The sequence below is a fragment of the Alcaligenes sp. GCM10023179 genome, assembly GCF_042653705.1.
Classification (GTDB): Bacteria; Pseudomonadota; Gammaproteobacteria; order Burkholderiales; family Burkholderiaceae_B; genus Alcaligenes; species Alcaligenes phenolicus.
This window is the reverse complement of sequence record NZ_JBHSIQ010000001.1, coordinates 503,273-529,247: the sequence shown is the minus strand read 5'-3', so window position 1 is coordinate 529,247 and position 25,975 is coordinate 503,273. Positions and strand designations below refer to the sequence as shown.

Annotated in this window: 16 protein-coding genes and 1 riboswitch; of the genes, 5 read left to right on the top strand and 11 right to left on the bottom strand. The window is 55.3% G+C overall.

Annotated elements, in window-relative coordinates; translation table 11 throughout:
• Nucleotide 1: 1 nt before the first annotated feature.
• The 5 genes from ACFPDR_RS02330 to coaE form a co-directional block, all read right to left on the bottom strand.
• A complete protein-coding gene (locus ACFPDR_RS02330; protein ID WP_035270387.1) occupies nucleotides 2–3,106 on the bottom strand; it encodes an efflux RND transporter permease subunit in 3,105 nt (1,034 codons plus the stop codon).
• Nucleotides 3,103–6,189 carry a multidrug efflux RND transporter permease subunit gene (locus ACFPDR_RS02325; protein WP_376910417.1) on the bottom strand — a complete coding sequence of 1,029 codons (3,087 nt, stop codon included), beginning with the start codon at nucleotides 6,187–6,189 and terminating at the stop codon, nucleotides 3,103–3,105. The genes ACFPDR_RS02330 and ACFPDR_RS02325 overlap by 4 nt, the downstream gene beginning before the upstream one ends.
• 3 nt (nucleotides 6,190–6,192) lie before the next feature.
• The gene (locus ACFPDR_RS02320) at nucleotides 6,193–7,464 is read right to left on the bottom strand and encodes an efflux RND transporter periplasmic adaptor subunit (protein WP_203145432.1); all 1,272 of its coding nucleotides are present in this window, start codon (nucleotides 7,462–7,464) and stop codon (nucleotides 6,193–6,195) included.
• A 222-nt stretch (nucleotides 7,465–7,686) separates the two neighbouring features.
• The gene (gene zapD / locus ACFPDR_RS02315) at nucleotides 7,687–8,442 is read right to left on the bottom strand and encodes a cell division protein ZapD (RefSeq protein WP_026484449.1); all 756 of its coding nucleotides are present in this window, start codon (nucleotides 8,440–8,442) and stop codon (nucleotides 7,687–7,689) included.
• Between the two features lie 50 nt (nucleotides 8,443–8,492).
• Complete coding sequence (gene coaE, locus ACFPDR_RS02310; protein WP_009458744.1) at nucleotides 8,493–9,095, bottom strand: dephospho-CoA kinase; 603 nt, start codon at nucleotides 9,093–9,095, stop codon at nucleotides 8,493–8,495.
• Between the two features lie 134 nt (nucleotides 9,096–9,229).
• Between coaE and ACFPDR_RS02305 the strand changes: the two genes are divergently transcribed.
• Nucleotides 9,230–9,868 carry a hypothetical protein gene (locus ACFPDR_RS02305; protein ID WP_009458742.1) on the top strand — a complete coding sequence of 213 codons (639 nt, stop codon included), beginning with the start codon at nucleotides 9,230–9,232 and terminating at the stop codon, nucleotides 9,866–9,868.
• Between the two features lies 1 nt (nucleotide 9,869).
• Here ACFPDR_RS02305 and ACFPDR_RS02300 read toward each other — a convergent pair whose 3' ends face one another.
• From ACFPDR_RS02300 to ACFPDR_RS02285, 4 genes are all read right to left on the bottom strand, one after another.
• Nucleotides 9,870–10,145 carry a response regulator transcription factor gene (locus tag ACFPDR_RS02300; RefSeq protein ID WP_035270375.1) on the bottom strand — a complete coding sequence of 92 codons (276 nt, stop codon included), beginning with the start codon at nucleotides 10,143–10,145 and terminating at the stop codon, nucleotides 9,870–9,872.
• Nucleotides 10,146–11,415: 1,270 nt separating this feature from the next.
• Nucleotides 11,416–12,264: a pantoate--beta-alanine ligase gene (gene panC, locus ACFPDR_RS02295; protein WP_009458740.1), complete on the bottom strand. Its 849-nt coding sequence runs from the start codon at nucleotides 12,262–12,264 to the stop codon at nucleotides 11,416–11,418.
• An 11-nt stretch (nucleotides 12,265–12,275) separates the two neighbouring features.
• A complete protein-coding gene (locus ACFPDR_RS02290; protein WP_009458739.1) occupies nucleotides 12,276–13,118 on the bottom strand; it encodes a segregation and condensation protein A in 843 nt (280 codons plus the stop codon).
• Nucleotides 13,119–13,163: 45 nt separating this feature from the next.
• Nucleotides 13,164–13,355: a DUF3460 family protein gene (locus tag ACFPDR_RS02285; protein WP_009458738.1), complete on the bottom strand. Its 192-nt coding sequence runs from the start codon at nucleotides 13,353–13,355 to the stop codon at nucleotides 13,164–13,166.
• Between the two features lie 76 nt (nucleotides 13,356–13,431).
• Between ACFPDR_RS02285 and ACFPDR_RS02280 the strand changes: the two genes are divergently transcribed.
• Complete coding sequence (locus tag ACFPDR_RS02280; RefSeq protein ID WP_060185321.1) at nucleotides 13,432–14,865, top strand: DHA2 family efflux MFS transporter permease subunit; 1,434 nt, start codon at nucleotides 13,432–13,434, stop codon at nucleotides 14,863–14,865.
• 59 nt (nucleotides 14,866–14,924) lie between these two features.
• Here ACFPDR_RS02280 and ACFPDR_RS02275 read toward each other — a convergent pair whose 3' ends face one another.
• Together ACFPDR_RS02275 and metH are read right to left on the bottom strand one after the other, a co-directional pair.
• The gene (locus ACFPDR_RS02275; protein ID WP_060185322.1) at nucleotides 14,925–15,764 is read right to left on the bottom strand and encodes a helix-turn-helix transcriptional regulator; all 840 of its coding nucleotides are present in this window, start codon (nucleotides 15,762–15,764) and stop codon (nucleotides 14,925–14,927) included.
• A gap of 1 nt (nucleotide 15,765) precedes the next feature.
• The gene (gene metH / locus ACFPDR_RS02270; RefSeq protein WP_115634432.1) at nucleotides 15,766–19,539 is read right to left on the bottom strand and encodes a methionine synthase; all 3,774 of its coding nucleotides are present in this window, start codon (nucleotides 19,537–19,539) and stop codon (nucleotides 15,766–15,768) included.
• 142 nt (nucleotides 19,540–19,681) lie between these two features.
• Nucleotides 19,682–19,847, top strand: a riboswitch (cobalamin riboswitch).
• A 69-nt stretch (nucleotides 19,848–19,916) separates the two neighbouring features.
• Here metH and ACFPDR_RS02265 point away from each other — a divergent pair.
• The 3 genes from ACFPDR_RS02265 to ACFPDR_RS02255 all read left to right on the top strand — a co-directional run bounded on the left by ACFPDR_RS02265 (nucleotide 19,917) and on the right by ACFPDR_RS02255 (nucleotide 25,971).
• Nucleotides 19,917–21,782, top strand: coding sequence for a TonB-dependent receptor domain-containing protein (locus ACFPDR_RS02265; protein ID WP_239054690.1), 1,866 nt, complete (start codon nucleotides 19,917–19,919; stop codon nucleotides 21,780–21,782).
• A gap of 187 nt (nucleotides 21,783–21,969) precedes the next feature.
• Nucleotides 21,970–22,911 (top strand): ABC transporter substrate-binding protein, encoded by a 942-nt coding sequence (locus ACFPDR_RS02260; protein WP_376910406.1) that lies wholly within the window; start codon nucleotides 21,970–21,972, stop codon nucleotides 22,909–22,911.
• A 261-nt stretch (nucleotides 22,912–23,172) separates the two neighbouring features.
• Nucleotides 23,173–25,971, top strand: coding sequence for a Z1 domain-containing protein (locus tag ACFPDR_RS02255; RefSeq protein WP_239054692.1), 2,799 nt, complete (start codon nucleotides 23,173–23,175; stop codon nucleotides 25,969–25,971).
• The last annotated feature ends 4 nt before the right edge of the window (nucleotides 25,972–25,975 follow it).

Below are 25,975 nucleotides of genomic sequence, written 5' to 3'. Positions count from 1 at the left end.
CTTATATATTCAAAGTTGTCTGGTTCTTGCGGCGCATGAAGCGATGGCGCAAACGATCCAGATAAAGATAAACCACCGGCGTGGTGTACAAGGTCAGGATTTGACTGAGCACCAAACCACCCACAATGGTGACGCCCAAGGGCTGGCGCATTTCCACGCCCGGCCCGGAGGCCAGAATCAAAGGAATAGCACCAAAAATGGCGGACAAGGTCGTCATCATGATGGGGCGGAATCGCACCAGGCAGGCTTCGTAAATAGCTTCACGCGAACCCATGCCGCGCTCACGCTCCATTTGCAAGGCGTAATCCACCATCATGATGGCGTTCTTCTTGACGATACCAATCAGCAAGAACACCCCGATCATGGCAATCAGGTTGAACTCGCCACTGGTCATCATCAAGGCCAGCAATGCCCCAATCCCAGCCGAAGGCAAAGTGGACAGAATGGTGAGCGGGTGCATATAGCTCTCGTACAACATCCCCAGCACGATATACAAAGCCACCAAGGCGGCCAGGAACATCATGGGTTGCTTGGCCAGGGCATCGAGCATCTGCGCCGTATTACCTTCAAACCCGGCCTGGATCTCGCGTGTAGGAAGCTGAATACGAGCCATGGCCTGCTCAATGGCCGCCGTTGCCTGACTGAGGGTGACGCCTTCGGCCAAACCGAAGGACACAGACTCGGCCACCAGCAAACCCATATGGTTAATGCTGCGCGGCGCGGTGCCGGTCGTAAAGCGCGTAAAGGCAGACAAAGGCACACGAGTGCCGTCTTTGGCAACAACCTCGATTTCCTTCAGGGACTCCAGATCCTGCGCAAAACGCGGCTCCACTTCCATGACTACGTAATACTGGTTCAAGCGGCCAAAAATCGTGGAAACCTGACGCTGGGAAAAGGAGTTATTCAAGGTCCCCGCCACCATGGACATATCAATGCCCAGGCGCGTGGCCATATCGCGGTCAATTTCCAGCTGGACCAGACCGGCCTTATCGTCCGTGCCAGTGTCCACGTCCACCAGCTCTGGCAATTCGGCCATGGCTTGCTGAACCTTGGGCAACCAGGTTTTCAACAGCTCCAGATCGCTGCCCAGCAAGGAATAGTCGTAAGAACCACTGCGCCCACCGCCCCCGCTACCGACCGGAATATCCTGCTGCGGCACCATGAACATGCGCGCCCCCGGCGTGGTGGATAAAGGCTCGCGCAGACGATTCACAATATCCGTCGTGCTGGCCTTACGCTCGTCCATAGGCTTGAGTTCAACCAGAATAAAGGACGAAGTGCTGCCACTGCGGCCACCGGCAAACACGGCCACCGAACGAATGTCCGGGTCCTGATTCAGGATGGAACGGAAGTATTCCAGCTTGGGCACCATGGACTGGAAAGAGGTCCCCCGGTCGACTCGGAAAAAACCCATCAACTGGCCAGTATCCTGCTGTGGGAACAGCCCCTTGGGCACTACGGCGTAGAGGTACACATTCAGGCCAATCGTGACGAACAAGGAGAACAACATCAGTCGATGGTGCTTGAGCGCCCACCCCAATGAACGACGGTAGCCACGCCAGCTGACGCTGCCTATCCAGCCCAAAAAGCGGCTGATAGGGTTGGTGGACTCATGCTCTTGCGGCCCGGGACGCAGCAGGCGCGATGACATCATGGGAGTCAGCATCAAGGAGATCACCAGGGACACCAGCACGGCGGTACACAAGGTGACGGCAAACTCCATGAACAAGCGCCCCGCCAGCCCCCCGATCAACCACAAGGGAATGAACACGGCCACCAGCGACAAGCTCATGGCTGTGACGGTAAAGCCCACCTCCCGCGTCCCGCGCAAGGCCGCCCGCATGGGGGACAAGCCTTTTTCCAGGTAACGCATAATGCTTTCCAGCACCACGATGGCGTCATCCACCACAAAACCAGTAGCGACAATCAGAGCCATCAGGGAAATGGTGTTCAGCGTAAAGCCGAACAAATGCATGAAGGCAAAGGTACTGATCAAGGACGCCGGAACGGCAATGGCCGGAATTAAAGCAGCGCGCCAGTTTCGCAGGAACAGCAAGACCACCAGCACCACCAGGGCCACCGCAATAATCAGTGTCAGTTGAGCCTCTTCCAGCGTGGCGCGAATACTGGGCGTACGATCCTGAGCCACTGTCAATTGCGCCTGGCTGGGCAGCATTTCCTCGATACCAGCCAGGCGTTCACGAATGGTATTGACCGTCTCGATAATATTGGCGCCCGCCTGACGACGCACAATCAACAGCACCGCTTCCTGGTTATTCCAGTAACCCATGCTGTGAATGTTCTCAACAGAGTCCTCGACCTTGGCGACATCCCCCAAACGGATAACCTGCCCGTCCTGATTCTTCAGAATCAAGGGGTCAAAAAACCGTGCCTGGTTGTACTGCTTGCCCGAGTTGATCTGCCACTGGCCCTGCTCGCTTTCCAGGTAGCCATTAGGACGCAAACTGTTGGCGTTATTGATCACCGAACGCACATCGTCCAGCGCAATGCCAGCCGAGGCCAATGCCTTGGGATTCAATCCCACCCGTACCGCTGGCAAGGAGCCACCGCCCACGTCTACCGAACCCACGCCCGGAATCTGTGCCAGCTTCTGCTGCACAATGCCGCTGGCCATATCAAACAGCTGGGCCTTGTTGGCCGTCTGCGAGGTCAGCGCCAGCACCATGATAGGCATGGACGACGGGTTGACCTTCTCGTAGGTGGGCACGCTGGACATGCCCGAAGGCAACATGGGCCGGGCCTGGTTGATAGCGGCCTGCACATCGCGTGCAGCCCCTTCAATATCTCGGTCCAGTTCAAATACCAGCATGATCTGGGTGGAACCCTCGCTGCTGCGAGAGCTCATTTCCGACACCCCGGCAATAGAACCTAAAGCCTGCTCCAGTGGCGTGGCCACACTGGAAGCCATGGTTTCAGGGCTGGCACCGGGCAAATTGGCCGAAATCGCAATCACCGGAAAATCCATTTCCGGCAAAGACGCCACGGGCAAGAGCCGCAAGGCCAATGCGCCCACCAAGACCATAGCCAGTGCCAGCAGGCTGGAGCCCACTGGCCGGAAGATAAACAGCCCTAACAAGCGTTTCATGTCGACTCGCGTACCGACTTGGCGCCATTACGGGTAAAGCGGTCAAAAAACAGATAGATCACGGGAGTCGTGAACAGGGTCAGCACTTGGCTAGCCAAGAGACCGCCCACCATGACCAGTCCCAAGGGTTGACGCAGCTCTGCGCCAGAGCCGGTGGCCAGCATCAAAGGGATGGCACTGAACAAGGCCGCCAGAGTCGTCATCAAAATGGGGCGGAAACGCAGCAAGGCGGCTTGATGAATGGCCTCTTGCGGTTTCATGCCCTGCTCGCGCTGCGCCTCCAGGGCGAAGTCGATCATCATGATGGCGTTCTTTTTCACGATACCAATCAGCAGGATGATCCCGATCACCCCCACCATGTCCAGATCCCGCCCGGCCAACAGCAAGGCAAGCAGCGCGCCGATGGCAGCCGAAGGCAAGGTCGACAAAATAGTGATGGGGTGGATATAGCTTTCGTACAAAACACCCAGCACGATGTACATGGTCAGCACGGCGGCCAACATCAGCCACAGCGTGCTGGACAAAGAGGCATGGAAGGCCTTGGCGGCACCCAGGTAGCGGGTATCCACCGAGGATGGCATACCGATCTGGTCGGGCACGGTTTCAATGGCTTCAATGGCGTCGGACAAGGAATAGCCATCAGCCAGGTCAAAGGACACGTTCACGGACGGGAACTGTCCCAAGCGCTCTACCGATAACGTTGTGGGAACCAGCTGAATGCGCGCCAGGGAAGTAATCGGCACAGGTGTACCTGCCGCTGTCATTACATGAATATTTTCCAGATCCTGCGGGCCTTGGCGATATTGATCCTTTACCTCCAGCACGACGCGGTACTGGGCAGACTGCGTGTAGATCGTGGAAATCAAACGCTGTCCGAACGCGTCGTACAGTGCATCATCGATATTTGCCTTGGTCACGCCCACACGGGCTGCCGCATCCCGGTCTATATCCAGCAGCACTTGCAGGCCATCGTTTTGCAGGCTCATGGATGCATCTTTAATCTGCGGCAAGGCATTGACGGCATCCAGCCAACGCGGCATCCAGGTCGTCAGCACCTCTGTTTCCGGGTCCGACAAGGCCATCTGGTACACATTACGGCTGATCTGATCGTCTACCGTCAGCTCCTGAATGGACTGTTGGTAAACCGACAAACCAGGAATATCTTTCAGACGCTCATCGAGCCTGGCCATGATTTCATTGGCGCTGGCCCGGCCTGAACCAATGGGCTTCAAAGCAATTTGCAGACGGCCATTGTTCAAGGTGGCGTTCGTGCCATCTACCCCGATGAAGGACGTGACGGCTTCCACATCCGGATCTTCCAGCACAATCGCAACGGCTTGCTGCTGCAAATTCCCCATAGCGCGGAACGACGCGGTTTGCGGTCCTTGGGTAATCGCCTGAATCAGGCCGGTATCCTGTTGCGGGAAAAAGCCTTTGGGGACGATCACGTACAGCAGGCCCGTCAACACCACTGTGCCCAGAGCGACCCACAAGGTCAGCGTCTGGTGGCGCAGCACCACAATCAGGCCACGGTCGTAAGCCGCAATGATGCGGTCCATCTGATCGCCCAACCAGGTCGTGAAACGGCCATACTGGCGCTCGTCCTCGGGCTTGAGCATACGCGCACACATCATGGGCGTGAGCGTCAGCGAAATGAACAGGGACAGCAGGATGGCGACGGCCAGGGTAATGGCAAACTCACGGAACAAACGGCCGATGACATCGCTCATGAACAGCAGCGGAATCAGCACGGCGATCAGGGAGATGGTCAGTGACAGCAGGGTAAAGCCAATCTGCGCCGCGCCCTTCAAGGCAGCCTGCAAGGCGGTTTCGCCCTTTTCGATATAGCGGGCGATGTTCTCGATCATCACGATCGCATCATCAACCACAAAGCCGGTGGCAACCGTCAAGGCCATCAGGGTCAGGTTATTAATACTGAATCCCCACATCAGCATGGTGGCAAAGGTGGCGATCAGGGAGATAGGCACGACAACGCTGGGAATCAGCGTAGCCGTCCAGGTGCGCAGGAACACAAAAGTCACCAGCACCACCAGCACAATGGCCAGCATCATTTCCTTTTGCACATGGTCAACCGAGTCCCGAATGGTCTGGGTGCGGTCCGTGGCGACTTCCACATCCACACCGACCGGCAAGGAACGGCGTATCTCGGGCAGCAGGCTTTGAATCTGGTCCACTACATCAATGACGTTGGCGCCAGGCTGACGCTGAATATTCAGCAAGATCGCAGGCACAGTCCCCATCCAGGCGGCCTGACGCACATCCTGTGCATCCCGCACCACCTTGGCCAGTTCGCCCAGACGCACAGCAGCACCGTCCTTGTAGCTGACGATCAGATTTTCATAATCCTGTACCGTTTTCAGTTGTTCATTGGCACCGATGCTGGTGGAACGCTGAGGCCCATCCAGATTGCCTTTGGGTTGGTTCACGTTGGCCGCGACCACCGCCTGCCGCAGGTGACTTAAGGTCAGATTGCGGACGGCCAAGGCGTTGGGATCAGCCTGAATGCGCATGGCTGGTTCCTGACCACCCGCAATGCTGACCAGTCCGACACCCGTCACCTGCGAGAGTTTTTGTGCAACCCGCACATCAATCAGGTCGCGCACCTCGTGCAGGGGCATATTGGGGGAAGTCACCGCCAAAGAAATAACCGGGGTATCAGCCGGATTGACCTTGTTATAGATAGGCGGTGCAGGCAAATCATTGGGCAGCATATTGGAGGCGGCATTAATCGCCGCCTGCACCTCTTGCTCGGCCACATCCAGGGGCAAGCCCAAATCAAACTGCAAGGTAATGCGCGATGCCCCGCCCGAGCTGGACGAAATCATCTGCGACAGGCCCGACATGCTGCCGAAGCGCCGCTCCAGCGGTGAAGTGATCAAGGCCGCCACTACATCCGGGCTAGCGCCCGGATAGAGCGTGACCACCTGAATAGTGGGGTAATCCACCTGCGGCAAAGCGGCTACGGGCAACATGCGATAGGCCAGCAAGCCGGACACCAGCAAGGCCACCATCGCCAAGGTGGTAGCCACCGGGCGCAGGATAAAGATACGCGACATGCTCACGGCTTACTCGCTTGCAGGACGTGGACGGCGACCCTCACCCGGACGTTTGCCTTGCTCTGGCTTGTCGGCGGCATCATCGGGCGCAGGCTTTTCCTTGACCTGACCATCTTGCTGCATCACCTCGACCTCCGAGCCTTCACGCAAACGGTCAGTCCCTTCAACCACCACACGATCGCCCTCTTTCAGGCCGGTTTTAATCAAGGTCAATTCCAGCGTGGCCGTACCCAATTCCACCACCTGGATATGGACCTTGTCCTCGGCATCCAGGGTGTACACATACGTGCCCACCGAACCCCGTTGCACAGCGTGCGATGGGATCAGCAAGCCTTGTTCCTGGCCCAAAAAGACACGGGAATTGACAAACTGATTAGCAAACAAGGTTTCATCGGCATTATCAAATTCGGCCTTCACTTTCAGCGTGCCGGTATTGATGTCGATCTGGTTATCCAGTGCCTGCAAACGGCCCTTGTCCGACAAGAGCTGACCCTTGCTGTCGATCAGGGACACCCGCAAAGGCGATTCGCTTTGTTTCATGGCCTCCAGCAGGCTGCTCAATTGATTCTGCGGCAAGGAGAACTCCACGCCTATGGGATCCGTCTGGGTAATGACGACAATCCCATCAGTACTACCGGCAGACACCAGATTGCCCTGATCCAGCTTGCGCAAACCCAGGCGGCCATCCAAAGGCGCCGTAATACGAGTGCGATCCAGCTGGACCTGCGCACGGGCCACCTCTGCTTGATTGGATTTGATCTGTGCCTGCAGTTGCTGAACGGCCGTTTCCTTGGTTTCCAAGGCCTGGCGAGCAATAGAATTCTGTTGAAACAGGACGCGGTGGCGGGCCAGTTCCTGCTGCGCCCCTTTGAGCTGAGCCTGATTCTGCGCCAATTGGCCACGCGCCTGATCCAGTTGCACCTGATAGGTACGCGGATCAATCTCGGCCAGCAAATCGCCGGCCTTCACACGTTGGCCGTCCTTGAAGTGGATGCGTTCGAGCACACCATCAACTTCGCCGCGCACGGCGACTGTTTGCAAAGGTTTAACCGTGGCAATCGCATTGACCGTTTGGTCGATCAGGCCTTCCTTGACCGTGGCCACCTGCACCGGGACTTTAGTCGCCCCCATCATGCCGCGAGGCCCGCGCATGGGAGTGGACGTACTGGAAGGGGAAGACAGGGCGTAATAAACGAGGCCTGCTGTCACCAGCAGCCCCACCACCACCCAGACATAGAAGGATCGGGACCGCCGACCTCTGCCTGTGTTCAACTCCGACATGAATACTCCCCGGCTAAAACTTGATTGTCTCTATGCACGGTCTAAATAAGCGTTTAAGCACTACCGATCGTGACGGCGACACGCATTATGCAGCCAAAACACGATAGCAATTAGTTTCAAACGATAAAGAGATACAAGCGCTGACAAAACCGCATCCCTGCTAGACCACGCTGGCACAGCAAGTATAAAAGCGGCAGTCTGAACCTTATATGAACAGCGTTTTCAGCCGAAGTTGCAACGGGCCAGCCTGAAGGGGATATCCCCCGTCACGGCCTGCGGTTTCAATTGATTATCTTGCTGCACAAAGCGTATCCAGATGACGTAGCGGTTAGCGCTCATTTCCGGATAGATGCACGCACCGGCGTCCACCCACACCCGCAGCAACTGGAAGGTCTTGCCTGCCAGCATTTCTTGATAGGAACCGTCACGGGCCAGTTGGTCTGCCGAGTCACCCGACTGGCGCAGCAAGCGCAAAATCAAGGCCAGACCTTGATACAGTGGCAGGAAAGACTCGGACCAACGGCGCAAATCCTGGACACGATCGGCATCGGGGCGCTGTTGCCAGGAATAATAAGAAGGCATGTCCACCTGGGACGTGCCACCGGGCACAGCAACCCGGCCCCGCAAACTGGCCAACCATTCATTTTCACGCAGGCCCTGCCCCACCCGCCCCTGGGCCGAGAGGTCAGCAGAAGCGCGCACAATTTGTTCAATCATCTTGTCCAGCGCCTGCAGCTGAACACCGGGGTGTTCACGCAGCGCAGCCAGCGCCACGCGCTGACGCTCAAGGTCTTGAAGAACAGCAGAACGCAAATCGGTTCGATCCGAGATGTCCAGTAAATCAAACAAAGTCGCTACAGCGATCTGATGCGAGTACGCATCCTGGTTGGCCGAAAAATGAAACAGCCTATCGAACAAGTATTCGACTCTCAGTAAAGCCCGGACACGCTCATTGCAGGGGTATTCGTATAGAGTCACGCGTTTAAAAACCTTTTTTTGTCGACTGGAGGGTCAGACACGTCGTGTTGTCAGGCAGTCAAGGCACACCAGCGTTGGTGTACTGCTCGCGCCCGCTCTTCCAACAGGGGCAAAGTCGTCTGCCCATCATTCAGAACCACGTCGTCGGCCACATCCAAGCGCTGCTGACGTTGCGCCTGTGCTGCCATGATACGTTCAATTGTGGCCACTGCCAGCCCGTTGCGCTTTTGAACACGCTCGATCTGGGTCGCTTCATCACAATCCACAACGCAAATCCGGTCCACACGGTCTCGCCATCGTCCTGATTCCACCAGCAAGGGTACAACCACAACAAGATAACATCCTTGCGCTTTCAAGGTCTGTGCTTTTGTTACGTTCCAAATCAGGGGATGAATGATCGCCTCAAGTCGATGACGGGCATCAGGATCGGCAAATACACAGGCCCGCATCCAATCCCGATCCATGGAACCATCCGCGGCCAAGGCCTGTGCCCCAAAGGCAGCGCGAATCGGCTCAATGGCCAGACCACCGGGCGCGGTCAACTCATGCGCGATGACATCCGTATCCACGACAGCCGCCCCCCAAGAGGCAAAAAAATTGGCCACCTGGCTTTTGCCCGATCCAATTCCACCAGTCAGCCCAATTGTCAGCATGCGCAATCCACGGATAAAAAACAAAACTGTAACGTACCCGCGCCAATCCTCCTACCCTGAATAGACCTGATACTGTCCCGCCGCCCCAGGTCTAGCGTAGAATTCAGCTATCAACCAGTCCACGGAAGCCCGCCATGTCTTTCACCAAGATTTCCCCCCTGCGTTCCCTTACCTTGCTTTCGGTCGTTTTGCTGGCAGCATGTGCCCAGGCACCCGTTCAGCCTACCCCCAACGAGGGTCGCGACTCCACCCAGAAAGACGCCCTGCGCCAAGCGCAAGGTAGCGGCACCGCCCGCGCCCCCTCGCAAATCAATTTAGGCTTCGGTAACCAGGAAGGCCTGCACGCCATCACACCGGCCCGCGCCCAGCAGCCTGCCGCCATGGTCGACCGTAGCGTTCCAGAGCTGGCCGAGCCCAAAACCTTTCTGGGCACCCTGTCCTGCCCACCACAAGGCGGCGCATGTGAGCCCTACAAAATCAGCGTAACCCTGGCTCCTGCTGGCCAATGGCGCTTGCGTGCCACCCCGCTGGGTGCTGGCGAAGAACACCGCATGAGCGGCTGCTGGGTACCTATCGGCACACAGCCTACCCGCATCGCTTTGCTGGCCAACAACGACTCGACCTTGGCCGATCTGAGCTTTGTGAACAACAACGTACTGCGCATTCACACCTTTAACCAGCAACGCCCTACGCTGGAGAGCCACCTGACTCGCCAAGCCGACATCGACCCGATCAGCGAGCTGGACGGCCAGGCCACTCCCGCCTGCCGCTAATCTAAGGCATAGACAGGCTGCCCACCAGGCTGGGCGGCAGCACATCGCGCAAGCCCGGCTCGCTAAATACAAAGCGGGTCAATTCAACCGCATTGCGCACGCGTAACTTCTGAAAAACGCGTGCCCGATGCGCCTCCACCGTACGCTGGGAAATCGCCAATTCAGCCGCAATCACCTTGTTCGCCTTGCCGATGGCGATATAAGACAGCACGTCGCGCTCGCGCGGAGTCAGACTTTCAAACAGCACAGAGGCGGGCAAATGACTATTCAATACCATGTCAGTCTCGTATATCTGTACCAGGCGAACAGGCCGCCTGCGATGTGAAAAATCAACCATAGACAGAGTTTGTCATTTTAGGCAGGGACTACGCGACTGTTAACTTGTACGGGATGTTTTTGTCACAGGACTAATATAGATACACAGTTTTCAATGCGTCGGAAAACAATCTTTTTACGCCTCAAATTGGGGATAAACGCAGACAAAGCTACAGCCTCATCCCCCCCAAGAAACACAACAATCACCTGGGTCCCCCCCCGGATCGGTCAAACACCCCACCTCACCACAGCACAACACAACGCAACACAACAAACCCGGCCCCATAAACTGCCAGCAGAGATGAGCATTCACGGCCATGAGCCACTCTGACGCGCAGCTCTGGGGGGCGGCGATTCAGACTGCTTGCCGCCGGCGGGAGATAGCGCAGGGATGCAAGCACCCTGCTGTTTGAACCCGACGCTTGTACTTGGTCCGGGGGACCAAGTACCGGGTGAGTTCAGGGTGCGCCCGTAGCTATCTCTCGACAAGGTCACCGGTGCGCAGCACCGGCAAGTAGTCAGCCGCCCCCCAGAGCTGCGCGCCAGAGTGGCGTCTTACTGAGTCCCTCCCTGGCATGAGTGGACCTGGACTGCGCCCCCCAACCAAAGAACCAGACAAAGACAAAGACAAAGACAAAGACAAAGACAAAGACAAAGACAAAGACAAAGACAAAGACAAAGACAAAGACAAAGACAAAGACAAAGACAAAGACAAAGACAAAGACAAAGACAAAGACAAAGACAAAGACAAAGACAAAGACAAAGACAAAGACAAAGACAAAGACAAAGACAAAGACAAAGACAAAGACAAAGACAAAGACAAAGACAAAGACAAAGACAAAGACAAAGACAAAGACAAAGACAAAGACAAAGACAAAGACAAAGACAAAGACAAAGACAAAGACAAAGACAAAGACAAAGACAAAGACAAAGACAAAGACAAAGACAAAGACAAAGACAAAGACAAAGACAAAGACAAAGACAAAGACAAAGACAAAGACAAAGACAAAGACAAAGACAAAGACAAAGACAAAGACAAAGACAAAGACAAAGACAAAGACAAAGACAAAGACAAAGACAAAGACAAAGACAAAGACAAAGACAAAGACAAAGACAAAGACAAAGACAAAGACAAAGACAAAGACAAAGACAAAGACTGCAAAATCGAACCACGCAGATATAAAAAAAGCACAGTAAAAACTGTGCTTTTCTCACCAAACAAAACAAAAAAATCAGGCTTTAACCATTTCCAGGTTGTCGATCAAACGCGTCGCGCCCAATTTGGCAGCAGCCAATGCCACCAACGGTTCGCCAGCTGCAATTTGCTCTGGCGTCGGTTCCAGCAAATCCGACTGACGACGCAAGGCCATATAGTCCACCTTCCAGCCCAGGTCGGTCATCTTCTTGGTCGCATAAGCCTCGATCTCCTCGCGGCTTTGACCTTGCTGCAAACGCTCATTCATTTCCTGCAGTGCGTAATAAATCTGCGGAGCCTGAGCGCGTTCCTCGGGACTCAAATAGCGATTACGCGAAGACATGGCCAAACCATCCTCTTCCCGCACCGTCTCGTGAGCCAGAATCTCTACCGGCAACTGGAACTGACGCACCATCTGGCGCACCACCATCAACTGCTGATAATCCTTCTTCCCAAACACAGCCACACGCGGCTGCACACAGGAAAACAGCTTCAACACAACCGTACACACGCCTTCAAAGAAGTCAGGACGGAAATGACCTTCCAGGATACGGCCCAAATGATCAGGCGGGCTGACGCGAAAACTCTGTGGCTCGGGGTACATCTCGCGCTCCGAAGGAGCAAACAAGACATACACATCGCGCTCCTGCTCCATCTTGGCCGCATCTTCCTGCAAAGTGCGCGGGTAACGATCAAAATCCTCGTTAGGGCCAAACTGCAGGCGGTTCACAAAAATACTGGCCACCACCGGATCGCCATGCTGACGAGCCAACTTCATCAAGTCCAGGTGAGCTCGATGCAGATTCCCCATGGTTGGAACAAATGCCACGCGTGTCTGGCCCTGGAGCTGATCGCGCAGTTCTTGGATGTTATGGACGACTTTCAAAAAATTCTCCGCTACGGAATAAGATCAGGCCCATCGGCCTGCGCTCGAATATAAGTCAGGCGCAAATAAATAGGAGCGTAGGGCTCGGCCTGCGTGATTTCAAGCAGTGACTCTCGTGCCAATTCCAGCATCGCCAGAAAATGCACGACAAGCACCGCCGCCGGATCACCCTGATCCAGGCGTTCATTAAACAGCTCTGTAAACTCCATGAAGCGCACATGCTGCAAACGTCGCAGAATCTGGCTCATGTGATCACGCACCGACAACTGCTCACGCGTAATCTTGTGACTGGCATTGAGCTTGGCACGCTTCAAGATGCCCAGCCAGGCCTCGCGCAAATCATCCGCATTCACTTCCGGTGGAATGGCCTCAATAACCAGTTCGGCCTGGGCATTGGCCAGCAGATAGTCGCGCCCCATCAAGGGTAGCTCGTCCAGACGACGCGCGCCTTCCTTCATGCGCTCGTATTCCAGCAGCCGGCGTACCAGCTCGGCACGCGGATCATCCACCTCTTCGCCCGTGTCAGCGCGCCGCACTGGCAGCAACATGCGGGATTTAATCTCGATCAGCAACGCGGCCATCAAGAGATACTCCCCCGCCAGCTCCAGATTGGTGGCGCGGATCTGCTCCACATAGGCCAGATACTGCCCGGTGACCTGGGCCATCGGAATATCCAGCACATTGAAGTTCTGCTTGCGGATCAGATACAGCAACAGATCCAGCGGGCCTTCAAAGGCGTCCAGAAATACTTCCAGCGCATCAGGCGGAATATACAGATCCTGAGGGATCGCAAACAGCGGCTCACCATAAAGACGCGCCAGCACATCCTCGGGCTGAGGAGCTGGCGTATCCACAACAGTCTGCTGTGCGATCTCAGTCACAGGCGCAGGTGTACAGATTTAGTTGTTTTCGTAGTACACGTAAGGTTTCTGAGGCGTGCGAGCAGCCTTGTAACCGTCTTGCAGTTCCTGGTCAATCTGCTTGTCCCACAGACGATAACGGCCTTCACGCTGCCGTGCTTCGGTATCCGCGTTCTGCTCTTTATACTGTTTAAGAAACTGGGTAATTTCGGATTCGAAATTCTTTGCCATAATACCTGTACGCCTAAATAAATTGGATAACAGAAAAGTTTGAGTTTACTGCACCGCACACCAGAGAGTTCGCCGCATGGCATCTGAACAGACCGAAGCCGCCAAACCGGCGACCATGTCCCCTCAAGAGCGTCGAGCCATACGCATTATTCCCTACATTGTGGGATGTGCATTGTTCATGCAAATGCTGGACTCTACGGTTGTAGCCACTGCCCTGCCCACGATGGCCTTGTCGCTGGATACCAGCGTCATCCGCATGAATACCATCATTACCAGCTACCTGCTGGCCGTGGCCGTATTCGTTCCAATCAGTGGATGGGCTGCAGACCGCTTTGGTGCTCGCAAGGTGTTCCTGGCCGCCATTCTACTCTTTACCGCCAGTTCTGTTGCATGTGCCCTGTCCCAGACCCTGTCACAACTGATTATTTCCCGCGTGATACAAGGCATGGCCGGGGCCATGATGGTGCCGGTGGGACGCATTATCTTACTGCGGCGCGTCCCTAAAGATGAGCTTTTAAGCGCCATGGCGGTGCTGACCTTGCCTGCCTTGCTGGGCCCCATCATCGGCCCGCCCGTGGGTGGTTTTTTAGTCACGTACGCCAGCTGGCACTGGATTTTCCTGATCAATATCCCCGTTGGCATACTGGGCATTGCCCTGGTGCTGCGCTATATCCGCGAGGACTACCCCACAGAGCGCCCGCCCCTGGACTGGCTGGGCTTTATCTTGAGCGCCATCTGTCTAGCCACTCTGGTGACCAGCTTCGAGAACGTAGGTCATGGCACCCTGGGCTGGGATACCTTGGGCTGGCTGACACTGGCCGGTCTGGTCGCTGGCACATGGTACGTCTGGCACTCCCGACAAGTTGCCTACCCAATCATTGATTTGTCCTTGCTGCGCACCAAAACCTTTGCCATTTCCGTGCTGGGCGGCAATCTGTGTCGTTTCTCGCTAGGCGCTGCGCCCTTCCTTTTGGCCATCATGCTGCAAACCAACTTTGGCATGAGCGCATTATCAGCAGGCCTGATTACCTTCACCGGTGCCATTGGTGCCTTGGGCATGAAACTGGTGGCCCCACCCATCATCCGGCGTTACGGTTTTCGCAAAGTCCTGATCGTCAACGCCTGGCTGACGGGCCTGTTCATTGCCCTATGCGCCATGTTCCAGGCCACCACGCCCATGTGGCTCATGATTGCCGTCCTGACCGCAGGCGGTTTTTTCCGCTCCCTGCAGTTCACCGCAGTCAACACCCTGACCTACGCCGACCTGGACTCTGAGGCCATGAGCCAGGCCAGCAGTTTTGCTGCCATGGCGCAGCAACTGGCTATCAGTCTGGGCGTAGCATGTGCGGCGGTAACGCTGAATATCAGCATGGCATTGCGCGGAGCAAGCAGCGTGGAGACCCAGGATACGATCTGGGCCTTTCTGATTCTGGGTGCTATTACGGCCATCTCCAGCCTGTCTTTTGCCCGACTGTCAGCCAGCGATGGTGAGTCTTTGCAGAAGAAGTAGGCCAGCAAGACTGAAGGAGCAAGACAGCGGCTCAAGCTGCTGTCTTGCTCAAGCTGCGCTTACGCCGGCTTATCCTCATCCTCCAGCAACATCACCAGCTTGCAATCCGGCCGTATCGCCAGGCGAAAGGTAAATTGCTGAAAGCGGCGCACTCCCTGGCTGGGGTGCCGGAAATCCCGCAAGCCGCCCTCCCGCTCCACGACGGTCTGGCGTCCCCACCAGAAAGCGAATACCTGGCTTTGCTGCGCCAACTCCTGGATCAAAGCCTGTATATCGGCCTCGTCCGCATGGGCGCCTACGTCAGCGCGGAACTCGGCCACGACGCGGCTGGCGCGCTGCTCCCAGTCCACCACCAGCTCACGCGCTGCCGGGTCCAGGAAGATATAACGCAGCAGATTGGGCTGCTCGCTACGGTCGGGCCAGCCATCGAACAAACCCAACAAGGCTTCGTTGCGAGCCAGTACGTTCCAGCTGCGGTCCAGAATGTAGGCCGGGGCGGAGATGCTATCGACACATGCGCTCAAGCCTTGCGGCAAGGGTTGAATATCACCCTGCCAATGCTCGGGATCGGCGCAGTCAGCCAGTTCAAACAGATAGTGGCGCTCGGCCCGGGCCAGTTTCAGGACCGTTGCCAGGCGGGCGCAGACCGTGGGGGACACGGTAACGTCGCGACCCTGCTCGATCCAGGTGTACCAGGTGGTGCTGATATCGCACAGCTGCGCCACTTCTTCGCGACGCAAACCAGGAGTGCGACGGCGCACACCGGGGGCCAGCCCCAGGTCTACAGGCTGGATACGCTCGCGTGCATTACGCAAAAATCGTCCCAAAGCCTGACGCCGGGTTTGAGAGGCGCTCTCGGCGCCGCCCGGATTAGCCCCTGTTGGCCCCGTCGTTCCCATATCAGCCTAATACGCCCGACAAGCTGCGGCGTACGTCTTCTTCCGTACGACCACTGCGCTGGATATAGTCTTGCAACTGGTCTTCACCAATATTGCCCACGTTGAAGTACTTGGACTGCGGGTGGCTGAAGTAGAAGCCCGACACACTGGAAGCCGGAATCATGGCGTAGCTGTCGGTGATGAACATCTCGATGTCTTCACACTGCAGGACACGGAACATATCGTGCTTGACCACGTGCTCCGGGCAGGCCGGATAGCCGGGAGCAGGACGAATGCCCTGGTATTTCTCGTCGATCAGCTCTTCGTTGGAGAGGCGCTCGTCGGTGACATAGCCCCACAAGTCGGTACGTACGCGAGCATGCAGACATTCGGCAAAGCCCTCGGCAAAACGGTCGCCCAGTGCCTTGATCATCAAGTCCGAGTAATCGTCGCCGGCAGCCTGGAAGCGCTCGGACAGCTTGTCCACGCCAATCCCGCCAGTAACCGCAAACATGCCGATGTAATCGGCCACGCCGCTTTCTTTCGGAGCAATGTAGTCAGCCAGACACTTGCTATCCACGCCTTCACGCTTGACGCCTTGTTGGCGCAGGTTGCGCCAGGTGAACAGGACTTCGCTGCGCGATTCGTCCGAGTAGACCTCGATATCTTCGCCATTGACGGTGTTGGCGGGGTAGAACGCAATTACACCGTTTGCCGTCAACCAGCGTCCTTCGATGACTTTCTTCAACATGGCCTGCCCTTCGGCAAACAGCGTCTTGGCCTGCTCGCCCACCACCTTGTCTTCCAGAATGGCCGGATACTTGCCGAACAAGCTCCAAGTCTGGAAAAACGGCGTCCAATCGATGAACTGGGCAATATCGGCCAAGTCGTAGTTTTTGAAAGTGCGGCGGCCAATGAACTTAGGGCGTGGCGGCACGTAGGTGGACCAGTCGATGGCAGGCTTGTCTTCGCGCGCTTTTTCAAGCGAGATCAAAGGCGTGGCTTTGCGATTGGCATGGCGCTGGCGCACTTGCTCGTATTCCTCGCGCACTTCGGCCAAAAACTCTTCCACATTGTCCGACACCAATTGGGTAGCCACACCCACGCAGCGGCTGGCGTCCGGAGTATAGATAACCGGGCCGTCGTAATGCGGGGCGATCTTCACCGCCGTATGCACGCGGCTGGTGGTTGCGCCGCCAATCATCAAAGGAATATTGCGCTCACGGAAGTACGGGTCGCGCTGCATCTCGGAGGCGACATAGGCCATTTCTTCCAGGCTGGGAGTGATCAGACCGGACAAGCCCACGATATCGGCCTCCACTTCCTTGGCCTTGGCGAGGATCTCGGCACAAGGCACCATCACGCCCATATTGACCACTTCAAAGTTATTGCACTGCATCACCACGGAAACAATGTTCTTGCCAATGTCATGGACGTCGCCCTTCACCGTGGCAATCACCATGCGGCCTTTGGAGCGCACATCACCACCTGCGGCCTCGATCTGGCGCTTTTCTTCTTCGATAAAGGGAATCAGGTGGGCCACGGCCTGCTTCATCACACGCGCAGATTTCACCACCTGCGGCAGAAACATCTTGCCCTGACCGAACAGGTCGCCCACCACGTTCATGCCGTCCATCAAGGGGCCTTCAATCACGCTGATGGGGCGACCACCCTGGGCATCGATCTTCTGACGAACTTCTTCCGTATCTTCCACGATGAAGCTGGTAATGCCATGCACCAAAGAGTGGATCAGACGCTGCTCAACCGTAGTTTCGCGCCAGCTCAGGTCTTCCTCTTTCTTGGCGCCGGAGCCCTTGACGCTCTCGGCCATTTCCACCAGACGCTCGGTGGGGGTGCGTTCGTCAGCCGGATCGGTTTTTCCTTTGGGCTCGGCCCGATTCAGGATCACGTCTTCGATCAAGTCGCGCAGATGCGGTTCGATATCGGCGTACACACCCAACTGACCGGCATTCACAATACCCATGGTCAGGCCTTCCTGGATCGCGTAGTACAGGAAGACGGTGTGGATGGCCTCGCGCATGGCTTCGTTGCCACGGAAGGAGAAACTGACGTTGGAAATACCGCCCGACAAGCGTGCGTGCGGCAGATTCTTGTGAATCCAGCCTACCCCGCGGATAAAGTCCAGACCGTAGGTGGCGTGTTCATCCATGCCGGTTGCGACAGCAAAAACGTTGGGGTCGAAAATAATGTCTTCAGGTGGGAAACCGACTTCGTCCACCAACAAGCGATAAGCGCGCTCACAAATCTCCACCCGGCGCTCGTAGCTATCGGCCTGACCTTGCTCGTCAAACGCCATCACAACAATGGCGGCACCGTATTTACGACACAGACGGGCATGTTCCAGGAAAGGCTCAATGCCCTCTTTCATGGAAATGGAGTTCACGATGGCCTTGCCTTGAACGCAACGCAAACCCGTTTCGATCACATCCCACTTGGAGCTGTCGATCATGATGGGCACGCGGGCAATATCCGGCTCGGAGGCAATCATGTTCAGGAAACGATGCATACAGGCTGCCGAGTCCAGCATGCCTTCGTCCATATTGATGTCGATAATCTGTGCACCGTTTTCCACCTGCTGACGGGCCACCGACAAGGCTTCTTCGTAGTTTTCTTGCTGAATCAGGCGCAAGAAAGCCTTGCTGCCCGTGACGTTGGTACGTTCACCCACGTTCACAAACAGGGTTTCTTCGTCAATATTCAGTGGTTCCAGACCCGACAAACGGGTTTTGACAGGAACTTCAGGAACAATGCGGGGAGGCAGCTTGCGGCACAGCTCGGCAATGGCGGCAATGTGCTCTGGCGTCGTGCCACAGCAGCCACCCACCATATTCACCAAACCGGCTTGCGTGAACTCTTGCAGCAGGCTGGACGTATCGGCAGGTGTTTCATCAAAGCCGGTCTCCGCCATGGGGTTGGGCAGGCCTGCGTTAGGGTAGACACACACATAGGTGTCACAAATCTTGGACAGCTCGGCCACGTAGGGACGCATCAAGGCAGCGCCCAAGGCACAGTTCAGGCCAATCGTAATAGGACGGGCATGACGCATGGAGTTCCAGAAGGCCTCCACGGTCTGACCAGACAAGATACGGCCCGAGGCATCCGTGACCGTGCCCGACACCATCACCGGAACGCGTTCACCGCGTTCATCAAAGACGGTTTCCAGAGCAAAAACAGCCGCCTTGGCATTCAACGTGTCAAAGACGGTTTCAATCAACAGAATATCGACGCCACCATCCAGCAAGGCTCGAACCTGCTCCGTATACGCTACACGCAGCTGCTCAAAGGTGACGTTACGGGCGGCCGGGTCATTCACATCCGGCGAAATAGAAGCCGTCTTGGGCTGCGGGCCCAAGGCACCAGCCACAAAACGCGGCCACTCGGGTGTACTGAAGGCATCGCGCGCCTGACAGGCCAGTTGGGCAGAAGCCAGGTTCAGCTCATAGCTGATGCCCTGCAAATCGTAGTCACCCTGGGCAATATCCGTTGCACCAAACGTGTTGGTGCTGATGACGTCGGCACCGGCAGACAGATATTTCTCGTGAATTTCACGAATGATGTCCGGGCGTACCAGCGACAGCAATTCGTTATTGCCTTTGACGTCCTTATGGTGATTCGCGAAGCGCTCGCCTCGGAAATCAGCCTCGCCCAATTTGTAACGCTGAATCATGGTGCCCATTGCACCATCCAGAATCAGAATTTGCTGCCCCAAACGGCGCGCAAACTCGGTACCACGCGTATAGGCAGAGATCGGATAAGGCAAAGCAGGATAGGACACTAAAAGCTCCGTAACACGAAACGGGACGTTGACGGCATCTGACAGCAAGAGCCGCGAGAATGGTGGATTGGCGCCACAATTGTAGCGCTTTGTACAGCGAATCCACCCTAAACACTTAACCTTTGCCCCAGCGGCATGTAACATTTTCCGCTCGGAAAGAGGTGCTTTCCGGCCCATGCAGCCTTGGGCCTGGGAAAGTCAAATGGGAAACGTGAGCGGTTCCGCCCTGGAACTGCCAAACGTGCTGCCCCCGCAACGGTACCTGCTACGCGCAAAGCCCGACACCAGCCTGCTTCTCGACCCTGAATTCATGGCCGTCCCACGGTGGGCGGCTTCGCTTACTGATGTGCGGGGACGCACATCTCACAGGAATCTCCATGACACTTCTGTCCATCAGACCTTTGATGGTCGCCCTGGCGGGCGCCCTGCCTTTGATCGCCACGGCCCAAACTGCCCCTGTCGCCAAACTGGATCAAATTGTTGTTACCCCTAGCCGCATGGCTCAGCCACTGAAAAACGTGGTGGGTGACGTGACGGTAATTGATCAGGAAACCTTGCAGAAAGCAGGTCAAAGCAGTGTGGCCGAAATTTTGCAACGTCAGCCTGGGGTGGAGATTTACACCGAGGGCGGCCCTCAAACCGTTAGTGGGGTCTATTTACGCGGCACCAACCCACAACATACGCGCGTCATGATAGACGGTATGCGCATCAATAGTTCCACCAGTGGTTCGGTGAACTGGCAAGCCTTGGACCCAGCGTTAATCGAACGTATTGAAATTGTGCGTGGAGCAGGTAGCAGCCTGTATGGCGCAGATGCTATTGGTGGTGTCATTAACATCATCACCAAAAAAGGTGGCGGTGACCGTGCCTTGAGCGCCTGGGGGAATGTTGGCATTGGGTCGCAAGACACCTTCAAAGCGAGCGCCGGGTTTTCGGGTGCGTCTCAAGGTTGGGACTACAGCCTGGCCTCCAGCTACGGCACAAGCGATGGCTTTAATGCTACTAACCCACTTGCAGGTATTTACACCTACAACCCAGACAAAAACGGCTACACCCAACACGGGCTCAGCGGTTCCTTGGGTTACGAGTGGGCACAAGGCCAGCATCTGGGCCTAACCGCTATCAACAGCTACATGGACGGCCAGTTTGACAACGGGACGTTCACTTCCCGCACCCCTAGCACCCAAACACGTCAGCAAGCCTACGGCCTGACTAGCACGAACAAATTGACTGAACTGTGGACCAGCCGTCTAAGCGCCTCACTGAGCAAAGAGACGGTAGAAAACCGCGCCTATGCTGCTCGCTACTCCACACTGCAACGCCAATACAGCTGGCAGAATGACCTAATGTTTGCGCAAGGTCACACTGTCTCCTTGCTGGCCGAGCGTCTGGAAGAGCGCATGACACACACCTCCGTACACAATAATGACCAGCGCAACACCAACGCGTTTGCTCTGATTTACCGTGGAGATATTAATCAACACCACCTGCAAGCTAGCGTACGTAATGACAATATCAGCGGATATGGCCATAAAGTAACAGGTGGTCTGGGCTACGACCTGGATGTCACCAACAACTGGACAGTGGGTCTGGCCGCTAACACAGGTTTTCGTGCACCAACTTTTGCAGACCTCTACACCCCTTACGCGGCATATACGGTCGGTAGTTTTTCGGGCAACCCCAACCTCAAACCGGAAAAATCCCGCAACGTGGAAGGTCATATCCGCTACACGGATGACACCACTGAACTGGGTTTGGTGGTCTACCAAAACCGCATCAACGACCTGATCAATACCTATGCCTGTGATGCCAATTTCGACTGCACGACGACAAACACTGAAAAAGCACGTATCACTGGCCTGACCTTAACGGCTATGACACAACTGGGCGATACCACACTGAGCGCCAGTGCTGACTTCACTAACCCAAAAGATAGAAACACCGACAAGCAATTGGTGCGCCGTGCCAAGCAAAACTACAAAGTGGCCGTGGAGCAAAAGTTTGGAGCGCTGAAAACTGGGGCGGAATATTTATTCGCCTCACACCGCTTTGCAAACAGCGACAACACTGAACGCTTGGGCAGTTACGGCCTGTTGAACCTGACCGCCAGCTACCCGCTGACCTCCAGCTTGGAAGCCCAACTGCGTTGGAACAACGTGCTGGACAAGGACTACACCCTGGCTCGTCTGGGCTATAACAACGCCGGCTCCAGCGTGTTCCTGAACTTTGCCTGGCGCATGTAATCAGTAAAATCAGCTTTGCTTGATTCTGGCGCGGATCTGCACAAGAGCCGCGCCATTTACTTAAAGGCGCACGATGCCCTCTTTGCCTGCGACTTGTCGTCTTCAGCACTCAAAGCGCTCTGTCTGGAGTGGATTGGGGCTATGGGGTTTGCTTTGCCTGTTCGCCCTGCTTTTGGGATTACCCATCTTGACGCAAGCGCAGGAGCACGACCCGCTGCTGTCACATGCGCAGACTCAAGCACAGCCCGAGACACAGACAAGCACAGAGCAAAGCACTCAAGAAGTACAGAGCAAGCAGCAAGATAAAACAATACAAAAAGCCGCGACAGAGCAAGCAGTCCAACCCCCACAAACTGTCGCTCCTGCCCGCGCGATTAGTCTGGCCCCTCACATCACTGAAATTCTGTTTGCCGCCGGTGCCCAAGAGCACTTGATCGCCGTAGACAGTTCCAGTGACTACCCGCCTGCCGCCAAGGATTTGCCCCGCATTGGGGACGCCTTGCGCGTAAACCCGGAACGGCTGCTGGAGCTAAAGCCTGATCAGGTCTGGGCCTGGCAAGCCAACCAGATCGGCCCTGAATTACAGCGCCAGCTACAGCAAACCCATATCAGCCTGATCTTTGCCGCCCCTGAAAAACTGGACGATATTCCCGCCTTTGTCCGTCTGGCAGGAGACAGCCTGGATACGGCGGAGGTGGCCGTGCCGATGGCTGCTTTGCTGGACAATCAGATTGCCGCCCTGCGCCAGAACAGCCGCTTGGGCGAGACGGTCAGCGTGTTTCTGGAAATCGGCTCCGAGCCTTTGTACACCTTGGCGCGCGATCCCTTGATTCAAGATGTGCTGACCACCTGCAAAGCGCAAAACATCTACGCTCGCCATGCTGCCGTCGCCCCCACCATCAGTCTGGAAGACGTGCTGCACAAGCGCCCGCAAGTGGTCATCATGGCCTACCGTGATCCGGCCCAACTACGCGCCCGCCACCTGTTCTGGGAAAAGCATCTGGGGCTAAGTCCCCACGCCTTGCTGAACCTGAACCCGGATGCGCTGTACCGCCCCGGCCCCAGGCTGATAGAGGCGACTCGCGAACTATGCGAGCAACTGGATCGCTATCGAGCCCAGGTATCCTGAGCGGTTTTCTACTTCGGCTTAGAACTGATACTTCACCGCCAGCATCATGTTGCGCGGTTCGCCCCAAAAAAAACTGGCGAATTATTATCTTCACAGTCCCAATCACCCAAGGGGCTTATTAGCCACCTCCATACCCGATATGCCATAATCGTGTAACTAAAAAATACCGACGAATAACTGTTCGGTAATAAAATTGAAAATGATTGTGATCATGCTTTGCCCTTGCCTAATTAAAAACTATTTGGATAGACATAGACAACCATGACAAATTTCCTTATTGATCCAGAATTTGACCCTTATCGTGCACATATAGAAAGACAACTACGAGAAGGCAAAACCTGGACAGAGCTGCGGGACCAAGTAGAAAAAACGCCGGAAAAACTCGATCAATGGCTGCAGTTCCAGCAAGATTTTTCATCATGGCCAAGCCTTGGCTCCACATTACAAGATCGGCTTTCAGCATGGATAGCAATTCTTGATGCAAAAGAAGATGCGGACACACGAATGACGCGCGCTCAACGCCCGCTCGTTTTAGTTGGGCAAGAAGAAACCGAACCTGACATCCATATCCCAGAGGCCGAGCACTCTGCATGGCAACTTTACCGTTCCCATCTGCAAAATCAAGGTTGGGACAATAATGCTGTTTCACCCATTGAAGAATCATCACTCAGAATCCTGAAACGGCTGAAAAAGAAAACACCGTTTAAGCAACCCGTACGAGGCATGGTAATCGGTCATGTCCAGTCAGGAAAAACCGCAAGTATTGCCGGGCTATCCGCTATGGCTGCAGATCATGGTTGGAATTTAATAATTGTCCTGAGCGGCACCCTGGAAAACCTACGACGCCAGACGCTTCGTCGATTAGTTAACGATCTGAATCACCCCGGCAACTTGCACTGGGAGGCTATCGATCAACCGTCAAGTGACAGCCCAGATGGCCATCGAGCATCAGACAAACATTTCCGACCAGGGAGTACGTCACGCTACCTTACTGTGTGCCTTAAAAATCCAACACGCCTTAAAAATCTGCTTGAATGGCTTACGAAAGACAAAGCGTCATTGAGACAAATGCGGATCCTGATCATTGATGATGAAGCAGATCAAGCCAGCATCAATACTGCTGCTGCAGAGCACACCAGAACCACTATCAACCAGGCAATCATCTATCTAACCCAGGTAGAAGCGCTGTCAGTCAACTACATCGGCTACACCGCAACACCTGCAGCCAACTTCCTGAACGAAGGGCCTGGAGAGGGGTTGTACCCCCAGGATTTCATTCTTTCACTACCGCAATCAAACAAGCATTTCGGACCACCGCAGATATTTGGAGTCCCTGACCGCGATATCGAGCCCCTAGGAATTATCAACCCAATTTCTTCAGACGATCTAGAAGCCATCAGCTTTTTACACGATGAGGCGTCTGCAATCATGCCTCATAGCCTTGAAGAAGCGATACGCTGGTTCATCTGCGCGGCAGCCGTATTTCGCGCTAATAGCGTTGCCAGGCCTGTCAGCATGCTGGTACATACCAGTCAAAGGCAACAGCATCACAAACATCTCGCCGATGCTATACGCGGTTACCTCACAACAGCACGCACAGACTTGGACTTCCTTGCCGCCTGCCGGACAACTTGGGAGGAGATTGGTACACAGCTTAGCAAAGATGATTTCAACGAACGCTTCCCTAGCTATGGCTGGCTGGATAATCTTGGTGACTATCCTGAATTCGATACGTTAGAACCTCATATCAAGGAACTACTAGCAGGAGTATCCTCAATCCCCCTTGACGAGGAGGGCTCTACCGCCTATCACCGCGGCATTCATATCTGCATAGATAACTGCGCGAATAATGGTGTCAATGATGAAAACGAGATCCGGCGCCTAGTCTACCCTGACCCCAACGCTCAAGACTACCCTGAGTTCTCAACAGCATTTATCGTCGTAGGTGGAAGCACCCTTGCTCGCGGACTAACGATCGAAAACCTTGTTAGCACTTACTTTCTTCGGGCATCGGTTCTTGGGGACTCCCTGATGCAGATGGGCCGCTGGTTTGGCTACAGAAAAGGATATGAACTCCTCCCCCGAATCTGGATGCCACGCCTGACCCAAGAAAAGTTTGAGTTTTTGACATTGGCAGAAGAAGATCTGCGAGACGACCTCAAAAGATTCATGGACGGAGGAGCCAAACCTAATGAGTTCGGACCAAGGGTCCGCGTTCATCCACGTGCCTCATGGCTACGTCCAACCGCTAAAAACAGGATGGCACATGCCACCACCGCTGAATATGACTTTTCAGGAGTCAACCGGCAAACAACTATTTTTCACTCAGGAGAAGACAGCAAGCACATTCTCCAACAAAATAAATCTGAAACCGAAAAATTCCTTGGCAGCCTTGCAAATGGCCCCATGAGAGCCTCAACCCGAAACGCTCTCATTTGGAAAAACATAGCTTTCGAGAAGATTGCCCAGCTCTTGAGCAAGCTCAGCTTCCATCCAAACGCACAGTTTTTCTCTGACATAGAGCCATTTCTGGAATGGTATCGACAGCAAGCTGGAAATGCGGAATATCAAAATTGGAATGTCGTTGTTGCAGGTACAGGAGGGGATCACAATCCGTGGCACATATGCGGAGAGAAAATAGGACGCATCACTCGCTCTCGCCTAAAAAACGCAAGTAGCGACAGCGCGGTTTCCATTGGTGTCTTGCGAGATCCATTAGACTTGTTAGCCGACACCGACACAAAGTACACAGACTCCAAACCCCCAAGCAATGAAGATATCTCCCGCACGCGTAATGCAGCGGGCTTGGGCAAGACCCCTCAACTCTTACTTTACCTGATCGACAAGAACAGCCAACCTGCCGAGTCAGAAATATCCAAACCACGAAAAGACAAAGTCAGGGAAAGGGAAGCGCTTGGAGCAACAGAAGATATCGTCGGCGTCAGCATCTGGCTTCCGGGAGCTAAAGACTCCACACGATCCTACGCAACGCATCTCACTGTGAAAATGCCCACCGTATTGTCCACCGAAGAAGATGATATTCCTGGCACCGGGATTTGAAACG